At 57.8% G+C, this 11,467-nt stretch carries 7 protein-coding genes; 6 read left to right on the top strand and 1 reads right to left on the bottom strand.

Annotation, left to right across the window (positions count from 1 at the left end; translation table 11 throughout):
- Positions 1 to 80 precede the first annotated feature (80 nt).
- The gene (locus tag ABYT07_RS01900; RefSeq protein ID WP_372989001.1) at positions 81 to 3,554 is read right to left on the bottom strand and encodes an Ig-like domain-containing protein; all 3,474 of its coding nucleotides are present in this window, start codon (positions 3,552 to 3,554) and stop codon (positions 81 to 83) included.
- A gap of 381 nt (positions 3,555 to 3,935) precedes the next feature.
- Here ABYT07_RS01900 and ABYT07_RS01895 point away from each other — a divergent pair, with 381 nt between their 5' ends.
- The 6 genes from ABYT07_RS01895 to ABYT07_RS01870 all read left to right on the top strand — a co-directional run.
- Positions 3,936 to 5,930: a CocE/NonD family hydrolase gene (locus ABYT07_RS01895; protein WP_372989000.1), complete on the top strand. Its 1,995-nt coding sequence runs from the start codon at positions 3,936 to 3,938 to the stop codon at positions 5,928 to 5,930.
- Between the two features lie 134 nt (positions 5,931 to 6,064).
- On the top strand, positions 6,065 to 7,669 hold the full coding sequence (locus ABYT07_RS01890) for an ABC transporter substrate-binding protein (RefSeq protein ID WP_372988999.1): 1,605 nt from the start codon (positions 6,065 to 6,067) through the stop codon (positions 7,667 to 7,669).
- A 12-nt stretch (positions 7,670 to 7,681) separates the two neighbouring features.
- Positions 7,682 to 8,638, top strand: a complete 957-nt coding sequence (locus tag ABYT07_RS01885; RefSeq protein ID WP_372988998.1) for an ABC transporter permease — start codon at positions 7,682 to 7,684, stop codon at positions 8,636 to 8,638.
- A 133-nt stretch (positions 8,639 to 8,771) separates the two neighbouring features.
- Complete coding sequence (locus ABYT07_RS01880) at positions 8,772 to 9,587, top strand: ABC transporter permease (protein WP_372988997.1); 816 nt, start codon at positions 8,772 to 8,774, stop codon at positions 9,585 to 9,587.
- Positions 9,584 to 11,221 carry an ABC transporter ATP-binding protein gene (locus tag ABYT07_RS01875; RefSeq protein ID WP_372988995.1) on the top strand — a complete coding sequence of 546 codons (1,638 nt, stop codon included), beginning with the start codon at positions 9,584 to 9,586 and terminating at the stop codon, positions 11,219 to 11,221. The genes ABYT07_RS01880 and ABYT07_RS01875 overlap by 4 nt, the downstream gene beginning before the upstream one ends.
- Positions 11,222 to 11,275: 54 nt before the next feature.
- Positions 11,276 to 11,467 (top strand): alkaline phosphatase family protein (locus ABYT07_RS01870; RefSeq protein WP_372988994.1); only part of this gene is annotated, 192 nt, incomplete at its 3' end.

The following is an 11,467-nucleotide window of genomic DNA, read 5'->3' as shown; positions in this document are numbered from 1 at the left end:
CCTGCCCTCAAACATGCCGTTTTTGTTTTTTTGGGCGCGGGGTGGTCGTTGCCACCCCGCGCCATCGGCTGGTCTTGGTTTTAGATCACGACGTTGATGTCGTCGTCGATCATCAATGTGCCCTCGTTGCCCAAGGTGTAGATATCATAGGTCTGGCCATCTTTCGCTTCGGACCCAGCCCGCACTGCACCTGTGATTGTGACACGATCGTCGCTGTGCCCGTTGATCACCAGCGTGTTGGTGTTGCTGGACAAATTCACCAATGCGGCTTCGGTAATCGTCAGTTGCGCTTCTTCGGCGAATTGCAGATCAATCGTTTCGATGTTGAACTGGGCCAAGTTCGGGTTTGTCAGGCCAAGCTGGGTGTTCGCGCTTTCGTCGTCCAGCGCCAGATAGGTGCCCGACGAATTGCCCGCCGCATCCGTAGCCGTCACGATCAGGTCAGACCCGTCCGGCACATCGGTGGTGAACAAAAAGTTGCGTTCGCCGATCTGGTCGATATCAAAGCTGGTCGATTCAACCTCGGTAATTGAGGCGTCCGGGTTGACCTGATGCACATCCAACTGGTCCGGGCTGATCTCGGTCGAGATACCGCGGATGCCGTCGCCGTCACGGGTGTAGGACGCGATGACAGGGCCGTCGGGCGCATAGGTATCAATCGCCAGCGTGTCGGTGATCGACGCGATGTTGCCCACGTGATCAATGGCTGCGACCGTAATATCGGCGTCATAGGTACCCTCGCGGATATCGCCTGCCGGCACGGTAACGCTCCAGTTGCCATTGCCATCAACATCGGCGGCATAGCTGCGCCCGTCGAAGGTGACTGTCACGGTTGATCCCGCTTCGACGCGGCCGTTCAGGTCAATGCCCACGGCGGCTTCGCGCGCGCTGACAACACCGTCACTGCCACCGGCCTGCGCCATATCAAGTGGATCAACGACGGTGTCGATCAGAACCTGATGGCTTTCCGTAGCCGAGTTGCCGGCGCGGTCGGTTGCTTTGACTTTGACGGTCGTGAATTCGGTACCCTGCGGCACCTGACCGGGGGCAAAGGTCACAGACCAGTTGCCGTTTGCGTCAACCGTGCCGTTCGCATTGGCATTGCCCAGCGAAATTACCACAGTTGATCCGACTTCTGTCGTACCGGTGACCAGCACGCCGCCATTGGCCAGACGCTCTGCGCCGCTGACGATGTCATCGCCTTCGACCGCGTTCAGCGCCAGATTGTCCACGCGGGTGTCGACCTGAACGCTGTCTTGTTCGAAACGGGTGTTCCCGGCAGCATCGGTCGTTGTCGCGGTGATCTGCGCGGTGTAAACGCCTTGGGCCACTTCGCCAGCCGCATAAAACGACGTCCAGTTGCCATTTGCATCGGCACGCACGGCATGCGTCACACCAGCCAGCGATACTTCGACCAAAGCCCCCGCATCAGCGGTCCCCGAGATCACGACACCCTCGCCGCGTTCGGCGGCGTTGATGACATCATCACCCTTGATCGGCTCGGGGCTGATGGTCAGCAGGCCAGCGTCGGTATCGACCGCGACAGATTGCGAAATCGTCTTGGTGTTGCCAGCCTTGTCGGTTGCAGTGGCGGTCATCGACGACGCGTAGGTGCCCGAAGGAATATCACCGGACGCAAAGGTCACAGTCCAGTTGCCAGCGCTGTCGACAGTTGCGTTGTGGGAAACAGTGCCCAGCGTAACCGAAACCGACGATCCGGCTTCGACTTTGCCAGTCATGACGATGCCCTGATTGGCCTCGGACGCGTTGATTGTCGCATCCGAACCGCCCGCTTGGCTGTCGAACGACAGGCGGTTGACCAGCGTATCAATGCTGACCTGACCATTCGCAGTCGATGTGTTGCCAAAGCTGTCGGTTGCCACAGCAGTGACGGTGCCGGTGCTTTCGCCGGTAGGGATTTCATTTGCCGCAAAGACGACGGACCAATTGCCGTTTGCATCGACCGTGGCCGGATGCGTTGCCGACCCGAATGTCACCGAAACGCTGGATCCGGGCTGGGTGCTGCCGGTCAGCGTGACACCCTCGGCGCGTTCTGCACCGTTGATCGTGCCATCGCCTGCAATTGAACCCTCGGACACGGACACCTCGGAAACCGTGTCCACCACCAACTGTTCGGTGGTCGTGGTCGCGTTGCCATAGCTGTCGGTTGTCTTGACGGTGATGTCTTTGACGTATTCGCCAGCAGGCAAAACACCGGACTGCCATGTGACAGACCAAGACCCGTTTTCGCCGACCGTCGCAGTCCGCGTAAAGGTGTCGATGGTCAATTCGACCTTGGCACCGGGTTCGCCCGTGCCGCTGACGGTGACGCCGCCGCCAAAGCTTTCTGCGTTAAAGCTGTCGCCAGAGGATTGCGCACCAGACGTGATGGTCACAGTCGGGGCCACAGTATCCACCACAAGGGTTTCCGTGGTCGTGGTCGAATTGCCATATTGGTCGGTCGACTTGATCGTGATCTCTTGCTCGTATTCGCCACCAGCCAAAGTGCCATTTTCGTAGGTCACAGACCACGACCCGTCTTCGCCCACAGTTGTGGTGCGGGTGGTGCCGTCGATGGTGATTTGAACCGTTGAACCGGCTTCGCCCTGGCCTTCGATCTTGACGCCGTCTTCGAATGTCTCGGCATTAAAGAAGTCGGACGCGCCTTTGGTACCCTCGGATACGGTGGTTGTCGGGCCAGTTGTGTCGATGACAAATGTGGGACCGTCCAGAACGGCCACGGACCCGCCGGTTGTCACTGTCACGACAGCCTCGTAGTCGCCATCTGCCGGAAAGTCATCGCCTTCAAAGACGACTTCGAATTTACCGTCTTCGTCGATGACTGTTTCGATTTCCTTGTCGCCTATCGTTACGACAACATCGGATCCGGGCTCTCCACCGCCAGTGACAGTCACGGATTTCTCAACGCCGTCCCCGCCGACCGTCGCCGAGGAGTCGGCTTCGTTCACAAAAGGTGTCGCAGTGGACGTACCGCCACCGCCACCACCGCCGCCACCGACACCGCCAACAACAGCTGCACCACCGACAACGGCAGCCGCCGCCGCCGCAGCAGTACCGCCACCGCCCAGCAATCCCGCGCCAAGCAAGGGTGCCGCAAGCATCGACACTTCGTCGTCGCCGCCGACCATTCCACCGGGCCCGGTCACCATGTCATTGCGACCCAGATAGATCAGGTCGTCAGACGGGCTCCATTTGCCCCATTGTTCGGTCGGACCGTATTGCGCAAAAAGACTGCCGCCGTCGCCTTCGACGAAAGCCACCTCGTTCAGATATCCATCCGACGAGATAAACAACCGGTTCGCAGCACCGATCTCGTTAAAGTAATTTTCGATTGTGATGACAGACCCGTCTGCCAAGGTCATAACAAGGTCGTTGCCCGCGCGCTGCTGGGCCAGAAGGTCGGTCTGCCGCAAATTAAGCGAGATTTCCTGACCTGATGTTGCCTGAATGACGTGGAAGTTGGAGCCATCAGCTACCATACCACGTTGAACTGCGCCCGCTTGATCGCGAACGACGAAATCTATCGTCTTCATAATGCCACCGCTCTACCTCGATGCCCGTTCTACGCGGATCATCTAGTTTGTTTAATTGACTGCCGATCCGTTGATCGCACCGTGCAGCCGCCTGAAATTGTTCGTCTTACCCAAACGAAACTGTTTATTAAGCATCAACTTACAATTTTCGAATGCAAATTGCCAAGTTTTATTTCGTCCCGTCATACTAAGGCCGCATTCGTCCTTGCACTGGCGCAACAGTTTTGCCCGCAGACCGGCTTTGTTAACCAACATTAACGCGCCGAAAGGCAATAGCTATTAAGTTTCGCGGACTTACAACCATGACGGGACACCTAGGACGTCAGGAACAGATGCATGTGAATCGTTGACAACGCGCAGCCTCAGGGCAAACGTTAAGCTATGAAAACACCCACAAACACCCCGCTGCCGCTGATTGAAGATCCGGATATGGGCATCACGATGTCCGATGGCTGCCGCCTGTCCGCACGGATCTGGCGACCCGAAAATTCCGGCGATGCGCCGGTGCCCGTGATCCTTGAATACCTGCCTTACCGCAAACGCGATGGCACCACAGCGCGCGATGCGCTGACACACCCATGGTTTGCTGAACGCGGATATGCCTGCGTGCGCGTCGACATGCGCGGCAATGGCGACAGCCACGGGATTATGGAAGACGAATACACCCCGCTTGAACAATCCGACTGCATCGAGGTCATCGACTGGCTGGCCAAGCAGGACTGGTGCAACGGCAATGTGGGTATGATGGGGATCAGTTGGGGCGGCTTTAACGGCTTGCAGGTCGCAGCACATGGGCCAGAGCCGCTTAAGGCGGTGATCACCCTGTGTTCCACCGTGGACCGCTTTGCCGACGACATCCACTATAAGGGCGGCTGCCTTTTGAACGAAAACCTTGGTTGGGGGGCGACGATGTGGGCCTATTCCAGCCGCGCGCCCGATCCCGCCTTGCGGTCGGACTGGCGCGAAATGTGGCTGGAAAGGCTCAAGGCTGAACCGTTCCTGCCCTCTCTCTGGCTGCGGCACCAATCGCGCGATGCCTATTGGAAGCAGGGTTCGGTCATCGAGGATTACTCTGCCATCAAGGCCAAGGTTCTTGCGGTCGGTGGTTGGGGCGATGCCTATAAAAACGCCGTTCCGCAACTTGTTGAGGCATTGCCCGGTGCAAAAGGCATTGTCGGACCATGGGTGCATAAATATCCGCATTTCGCGATCCCCGAACCGCGCATCGGTTTCCTGCAAGAGGCGCTGCGCTGGTGGGATCGCTGGTTGAAAGACATCGACACAGGCGTAGAAAGCGACCCCGATTATCGTGCCTATTTGATGGACGGCATGCGCCCCGCGGCGTGGGTGCTGGAAAGGCCCGGTCGCTGGATCGCTGAACCCACAGGTGCCACTGCACATTTGCCCGTCGAGACGTTGCATCTGACCAACGCTGGCCTTGCGCATCAAACCGCGCCGCTGGACGCGACCGTCGCATCGCCTGCACATTGCGGCGCAAGCGCTGGCGAATACTGCGCCATCTGGCTGGGGCCGGAAATGCCCGGCGATCAACGGCAGGATGATGCATTGTCCACGACGTTCGATACGGGGCCACTGGTTAAGAATATGGATATTGTCGGCGCACCGCGCATCACCTTGCGGGTGTCATGCGACAAACCCCAAGGGCAGATCGCCGTACGGCTGAACCACATCCATCCCGACGGGGCCAGTGCGCGTATTACCTATGGCGTGTTGAACCTGAGCCATCGCAATAGCGCTGAGAACCCCGCCGCCATGGTCCCTGGCAAGACCGAAGAGATCAGCTTTGATCTGGATCACATCGCCTACCGCGTACCTGCGGGCCACAGTCTGCGGGTGTCGATTTCAACCGCCTATTGGCCGCTGATCTGGCCCACGCCAGAGACCGCAGCGCTGACCCTTTCGGGCGGCACAATCGCCCTGCCCCAACGGCCCACGGCAGGCGGCGACGAATATGCGTTCCCCCCGCCCACAGCCGCAGAGCCTTGGCAAACCGAAACCTTGCGCCCCGAAAACCACATCCGGCGACAGGAAACAGATATGGTCACGGGCAATGTGTCGCTGGTGATCGAAGACGACTTTGGCAAAGTAAAAGACGCCGATCACGGGCTGATCAACGGGTCGGTTGCGCGCGAACGCTGGACGATCAATCCCGATGATCCGCTTAGCGCCACGGGCCTATGTCACTGGACCGAAGAACTCGAGCGCGATGGCATCAAATTGCGGACAGAGACTCATTCAAAAATGTGGTCGGATGCGACAACATTTTACCTGACCGCACGATTAGAAGCGTACGAAAACGGTACATTGATTTACGAACGCGACGTCGAGGATGGTATTCCACGACACTTCATGTAATAAAACCGACACATTCACCCAGCTATTAAGTCTTGCGACACAAACGGAAATGCTTAACGTTGTGTCATCAGTCAATAAAAACCACGGCACAAAGTCGTGGATAAAATCACGCACAACACCAGGGAGAAATCATCATGGATGATCAACTAAAACATATGACAGGCCAAGTGGCCAAAGGTACAATGACGCGCCGCGAATTCGTGGGCCGCGCTGCTGCTCTTGGGGTCACTGCTGCAGTCGCCAACTCGATGCTGGCCGGCAATGCTCAGGCCGCCGCACACGAGGCACCGGTTCGGGGTGGCTCGCTCAAGATCGGCTCCTCGGGTGGTGAATCCACCAACACGCTTGACCCGGCCCTGACCGCGTCCGAAGTGCCATTGGACAACCTGCGTCACCTGTATGAAACACTGGTCGAAGTCGATCCAAGCGGCGCAGTTGAACCACGTATGGCCGAAAGCTATGAAGCCTCTGCCGATGCAAAAACTTGGGCGTTCAAGATCCGTAAGGGCATCCAGTTCCACAACGGCAAAGACATGACCCCCGAAGACGTGCTGATGACCATGCAGCGCCACTCGGATGAAAACAGCCAGTCGGGTGCTTTGGGCATCATGCGCGGCATTTCCAACATGAAGGTCGATGGCGACAACTTTATCGTCGAACTCGAAGTCGGCAACGCTGACCTTCCTTATCTAATGGCCGATTATCACCTGATGATCCAGCCCGGCGGCGGCATCGACAACCCCGGTGCCGGCATCGGTACAGGCCCCTACACGCTTGAGGTCGACGAACCCGGCGTGCGCCACGGATTTACCCGCAACGAAAACTACTGGGATGCCGACAACCGCGGCTTTACGGACTATAACGAAGTGCTGGTACTGAATGATGCGACTGCCCGTACGGCGGCGTTGCAATCGGGTCAGGTCAACATGATCAACCGCGTTGACCCCAAGGTTGCGGCCCTGCTGGACCGTGCCCCGAACCTGAGCGTAAAGTCCGTTTCGGGCCGTGGCCATTATGTGTTCATCGCGCATATCGACACCGCACCCTTTGACAACAACGACCTGCGTCTGGCGCTGAAATACGCGATCAACCGCGAAGAAATGGTCGACAAAATCCTGCGCGGCTATGGCTCTATCGGGAACGACATGCCGATCAACGCATCCTATCCGTTGTTCGATGCGTCCATTCCACAGCGCGAGCATTCCATCGAGAAAGCAAAAGAGCATTACGCCAAGTCCGGACACGATGGCAGCCCGATCATCCTGCGCGTTGCCGATGGTGCCTTCCCCGGTGCTGTTGATGCTGCGTCGTTGTTCCTTGAATCCGCCAAAGCAGCTGGTATCCCGCTGGAAATCAAGCGCGAGCCTAACGATGGTTACTGGTCCGAAGTCTGGAACAAGCAGCCGTTCTGCGCATCCTATTGGGGTGGCCGTCCGGTGCAGGACCAGATGTATTCGACAGCCTACCTGTCGACCGCAGACTGGAATGACACCCGTTGGAAGCGCCCTGAATTCGACGCGATGCTGCTTGAGGCACGTGCCGAACTGGACGAAGCCAAACGTAAGGCGATCTATTCCCAGATGGGCCAGATGCTGCGCAACGAAGGCGGTGTGATCCTGCCGATGTTCAACGACTTTGTCGACGGTGTTGCCAGCAACGTTGGTGGCTGGATCGAAGATCCGAACGCCGAACTGATGAACAACAAAGCGCCGATCAAATGCTGGGTCAAAGACGCGTAAGGGTACCATTAGATGCACCCGATACTGACACTGATCGCCCAACGCTTAGCGTTGGGCCTTCTACTCCTCTTTGCCGCGTCAATCCTGATTTTCGTTGGCACCTCGATTTTGCCCGGTGACGTGGCACAATCCATATTAGGCCAATCTGCCACGCCCGAAGCGCTGGCGAATTTACGCCGCGAACTTGGACTGAATGACCCCGCCGTTACCCGCTATTTCTCGTGGCTGGGTGGTGTGTTGCAGGGCGATTTGGGCACCGCGCTGACCAATGGCCGCGACATCGCCGAAAGCCTTGGCGGACGACTGAAAAACACTCTTTTCCTTGCCTTCTGGGCGGCCGCCATATCGGTCCCGTTGGCAATTTTCCTTGGCCTGCTGGCCGTGCGCTACAAAGACCGCTGGCCGGACAAGCTGATCTCGGCTGTGACGTTGACCACGATTTCCATCCCTGAATTCATGATCGGCTATGTGTTGATCTATTGGGTTGCGATCAAATGGCGTATGTTCCCGTCCGTGGCGATCATCAATGACAGCATGACCCTTGGGGCCAAACTGAACGCCATCGCGATCCCCGTCATGGTCCTGACGCTGGTGGTGTTGGCGCATATGATGCGCATGACGCGTGCCGCGATCCTGAACGTAATGCAATCTGCCTACATCGAGACGGCTGAGCTTAAAGGCCTGGGCATGCTCAAGATCATCCGCAAGCACGCCTTTCCAAACGCCATCGCGCCGATCGTGAACGTGGTGATGCTGAACCTTGCCTATCTGGTGGTCGGTGTCGTCGTGGTCGAGGTTGTGTTCGCTTATCCCGGTATGGGGCAATATCTGGTGGACCACGTCAGCAAACGTGATGTGCCTGTGGTCCAAGCCTGCGGTCTGATCTTTGCTGCCGTCTATATCGGTCTGAACCTGATTGCCGACATTGTGTCGATCCTTGCCAATCCACGGCTGAGGCATCCCAAATGAGTTCAGTGCATTTTTCCCCGAAAAAATGCGCTGTGCGCGACCAAGCGTTTTTGCAAAGCAAAACCGCGGGAAGACGCCCATTCGCCGCATCGCCACCGCCCGTTGACCCAATCAAAATTTTGGGAGCAACCTCATGAAAAACATCCCCATCTCTGCCATGATCGGCCTGTTCTTCACCGGCATCTATTTCCTCATGGCAATCTTTGCCCCATGGATCGCACCTTATGGCATGGCCGAAGTCGTCGGTGACGTCTGGGAGCCCTCCTCAAGCGAGTTTCTACTCGGCACTGACAGCATCGGCCGCGATCTGCTTAGCAGGATGATCTATGGCGGGCAGACCACGATCTTTATCGCCACAGCCGCGACAATCCTCAGCTTTACGCTGGGGTCCGTCATGGGCTTTTTCGCCGCTGTGTCTGGCGGCTGGGTCGATCAAGCCCTTTCGCGCTTTGTCGATCTTATCATGTCGATCCCCTCGTTGATCTTTGCATTGGTTGTTTTGTCGGTGATGCCAACGACCGTCCCGATCCTGATCATCCTGATGGGTCTGCTGGACAGCACCCGCGTCTACCGTCTGGCCCGCGCCGTGGCCGTTGACATCACCGTCATGGATTACGTCGAAGCCGCCCGCCTGCGCGGCGAGAAAATCGGCTGGATCATTTTCCGCGAAACCTTGCCAAACGCGTTGTCGCCGCTGGTCGCTGAAATGGGTCTGCGCTTTATCTTTGCGGTGCTGTTCGTGTCCACCCTGTCGTTCCTTGGCTTGGGTGTTCAGCCACCCCAAGCCGATTGGGGCGGCATCGTGAAAGAGAACAAGGAAGGCATCAACTACGGCATTCAGGCAGCACTCTATCCCGCCTATGCGATTGCCACCTTGTGCATCTCGATCAACCTTGTTGCGGATTGGATTTTGAACCGCACCACATCGCTGAAAGGGGGCCGGGGATGACCGAACCACTGCTTAAGGTACGCGGCCTGAAAATTGGTGCGACGGCCTATCCCCCGGGTGAAAAGCCGGTCGCCATCAAGATCGTACACGGCGTCGATTTCGAACTTGAGGCCGGCAAAGTGCTGGGTCTGATCGGTGAATCCGGTGCAGGCAAGTCCACCATCGGTCTGGCCGCGATGGCCTATGGTCGCGGCGGCGTTGAAATCACCGGCGGTGAAGTCTGGGTCAACGGGCGTAATATCCTTCAGGAAAACCTGCGAAACCTCCGGCGTCTGCGCGGTGCCGAAGTGACCTATGTCTCGCAATCTGCGGCGGCGTCCTTCAACCCCGCGAAAAAGATCATGGAGCAGGTCACAGAGGCCGCCATTTTCCAGAACAAGTTCTCAAAAGCCGAGGCCGAGGCGCGTGCGGTGGAACTGTTTGCCAAGCTGGGCCTGCCCGATCCCGAGCACATCGGCGACCGCTATCCGCATCAGGTGTCTGGCGGTCAGCTGCAACGCTGCATGACGGCGCTGGCGCTGTGCCCCGAACCCGATCTGGTGGTGTTCGATGAACCCACGACGGCGCTGGACGTGACCACCCAGATCGACGTGCTGGCCGCAATCAAGGAAGCGATTGCAGCGACCGGTGTGGCCGCGCTGTATATCACCCATGACCTTGCCGTTGTGGCACAGGTCAGCGACCACATCATGGTGCTGCAACAGGGTGATATGGTCGAATACGGCACCGTTGATCAGATCATCAACAATCCCCAAGAAGAATACACCAAGGCGCTGGTGTCTGTGCGGTCGATCAACCACGAAGAAAAGACCCCGACAGACAATCCCGTGCTGCGGGTAGAGAACGTGACAGCCCGCTACAAGGGCACAAATTTCGACGTGCTCAAGAACATCAGCGTTGATATTCACCCCGGCCAAACCCTTGCCGTGGTGGGTGAATCAGGGTCTGGCAAATCGACATTGGCGCGCGTCATCACCGGATTATTGCCCCCCAGCGACGGGCAAATCACCTTTGACGGGCGGGTGTTGAACCCTGAACTGGCGACACGCCCCATCGAAGACCTGCGCGAAATGCAGATGATTTATCAGATGGCCGACACCGCAATGAACCCGCGCCAAACCGTGGGAACCATCATCGGGCGCCCGTTGGAGTTTTATTTCGGCCTGAAAGGAAAAGCCAAGCAGAAGCGTATTCAGGAATTACTGGACGAGATCGAATTGGGCGAAGGTTTCCAAGACCGCTATCCGGCAGAGCTTTCAGGCGGTCAAAAGCAACGCGTCTGTATCGCGCGCGCCCTTGCCGCCAAGCCCAAGCTGATCATCTGCGACGAGGTCACCTCGGCGCTTGATCCGCTGGTGGCGGACGGTATCCTCAAGCTGTTGCTGAATCTGCAAAAGATCGAAGACGTCGCCTATCTGTTCATCACCCACGATCTGGCGACGGTCCGTGCCATCGCCGACAGTATCGCGGTGATGTATCAGGGCGAAGTCGTCCGTTACGGGCCCAAAAGTCAGGTCCTGTCGCCGCCCTTTGACGACTACACCGACTTGCTTCTCAGCTCGGTTCCGGAAATGAAAATCGGCTGGCTGGAAGAAACGATTGAACACCGCCGCATGGAAAGTGCCGGAAACTAGGGTCACCGGATTTTTCGAATTTTCCGCCCCACCCCGCCGATGTAGGACCAAGCTATGAAGACCAAACTGTTACTAATCATCCTTGACGGTGTCCCCTACCGCAATTTCCGGCGCTTGTTTGGGAACCTCGAAGGTTGGGTCGACAGCGGCGATGCCCGTGTGTGGACACAGCGCGCCGTGCTGCCGTCGATCTCGGCGTCGTGCTATGCGTCTATCCACACAGGCGTGGCCCCGGCCGAACACGGG

The sequence above is a fragment of the Sulfitobacter sp. genome (assembly GCF_041552635.1).
Taxonomy (GTDB): Bacteria; Pseudomonadota; Alphaproteobacteria; order Rhodobacterales; family Rhodobacteraceae; genus Sulfitobacter.
The sequence above is the reverse complement of the archived record's forward strand: the minus strand, read 5'-3'. Positions and strand labels throughout refer to the sequence as shown.

What these genes read in the sequence shown, in the direction of transcription:
- ABYT07_RS01900 (WP_372989001.1), bottom strand. Translation starts at nt 3,554, where the DNA reads ATGAAGACGATAGATTTCGTCGTTCGCGATCAAGCGGGCGCAGTTCAA.
- ABYT07_RS01875 (WP_372988995.1), top strand. Translation starts at nt 9,584, where the DNA reads ATGACCGAACCACTGCTTAAGGTACGCGGCCTGAAAATTGGTGCGACG.
- ABYT07_RS01880 (WP_372988997.1), top strand. Translation starts at nt 8,772, where the DNA reads ATGAAAAACATCCCCATCTCTGCCATGATCGGCCTGTTCTTCACCGGC.
- ABYT07_RS01895 (WP_372989000.1), top strand. Translation starts at nt 3,936, where the DNA reads ATGAAAACACCCACAAACACCCCGCTGCCGCTGATTGAAGATCCGGAT.
- ABYT07_RS01890 (WP_372988999.1), top strand. Translation starts at nt 6,065, where the DNA reads ATGGATGATCAACTAAAACATATGACAGGCCAAGTGGCCAAAGGTACA.
- ABYT07_RS01885 (WP_372988998.1), top strand. Translation starts at nt 7,682, where the DNA reads ATGCACCCGATACTGACACTGATCGCCCAACGCTTAGCGTTGGGCCTT.